Below are 1,553 nucleotides of genomic sequence, written 5' to 3' on the forward strand. Positions count from 1 at the left end.
ACATTGTGGCGTGCGAGGCAGCCGGCAAGAATGGTCTTGAGGTTGCCTTCCTGGAACTGGCGCGGCGAAACGTTGATCGATACCGGTACGCATCGATGATCGGCGGACGACCATTGCGCGATTTGCGCGCAGACTTTTTCCATAGCCTGCCTGCCGAGGTTGAGGATGAGGCCGCTTTCTTCCGCGATCGTGATGAAGCGGATCGGCTCCATCAGGCCGTCCTCGGGATGATTCCAGCGGATCAGGGCTTCCAGCCCGCATACCCGGCCGGTGCGCATGTCGAGGCGCGGCTGGTAGAACATGACGAACTGGTCGAGATCGAGGGCGTCGCGCAGTTTGCGTTCGGTTTCCAGGCGCAGGCGCAGCTTGTCGTAGAACACCGGGTCGTAGAAACGCGACTGGCCCTTGCCGCTTTCCTTGGCCGAGTACATCGCGATATCGGCGTTCTGCAGGAGGGTTTTCGCATCCCGGCCATCGTTCGGGAACAGGCTGATGCCGACCGACACGCCGACCGTATGCATGCCCATTTTCAGCTTGAATTTTTCACCGAACACTTCCAGCACCCGGCGCGCAATGTGGGACGCGTCGGCCTGCTGCTCGACGTCTTCCAGCACGATCAGGAATTCATCGCCGCCGAGGCGCACCACCTTGTCCTGCGGACGGAGGACGGATTGCAGCCGTGAGGCGGCGATGCGCAGCAGTTCGTCGCCGGCGGCATGTCCCATCGAATCATTGACCGCCTTGAAGCCGTCGATGTCGATGAACAGCAGGGCCACCATCTTGCCCTGCTTTGCCGCCCGGTCGAGCGCTTCGGGAAGAAAGGCGTGCAGCCAGTGACGATTGTGCAGCGACGTCAGCGCATCCTCGTTGCCGCGGCGTTCGAGTTCTTCGAGGTGGCGTTTCGCTTCGCTGATGTCCCGAATGGTGATCGCCAGGCTGTCGCCCGAGCGGACCAGTTTCTTGTATGCCCATTTCGCGTTGACCAGGCTGCCTTGCGGGACCTGGTATTCCCCTTCACAGACGCCGCTTTCCATGGCGTTGCGGAATATTGCCAGCGCCTCGTTGAAGAATGGCTGCGTGTACAGCCGGGACAGGCGCAGTCCTATGAGGCTGTCCCTGTGGCGCCGGATCAATTCCGCGCCGCGGCGATTGCAGTCCATCACCTTGAAGTCGATGATGTTTCCGTCGTCGTCATGGAGCGCTTTGCAGATAAAGAATCCGTCGTTGCCCGACTCGGTGGCCATGCGATAGGCATCGCGCAACTGCTTGGAGTGGGACCGTGCGAGCACCAGGCGTGCCGAGGCAATTGTCGCCATTACCGCAATGATCAATGCGGCGAGCGTGGCGAGCATGGCGAGCGCCATCGATGTGTCCCGTTCCTTGCGGTAGGGGAGCATCACGTCCTGCGCATCGATGCCGGCGATCGCGATGAACGGATAAGCCTTCAGGCCTTGCCAGCTCAGGAAGCGGCTGCGGCCGTCCTCGAACCAGTCTGCCGCCGCCAGAAGGCTGCCGTGCGGCGATTGCATTTCCGGCAACCGGATCAGCGGCGG

Annotated in this window: 1 protein-coding gene; it reads right to left on the reverse strand. The window is 61.8% G+C overall.

Annotated elements, in window-relative coordinates:
- A partial coding sequence (locus V7080_RS21480; protein ID WP_334190430.1) for a putative bifunctional diguanylate cyclase/phosphodiesterase occupies positions 1-1,553 on the reverse strand: 1,553 nt, incomplete at both ends.

This window comes from Noviherbaspirillum sp. (assembly GCF_036846085.1).
Classification (GTDB): Bacteria; Pseudomonadota; Gammaproteobacteria; order Burkholderiales; family Burkholderiaceae_D; genus Noviherbaspirillum.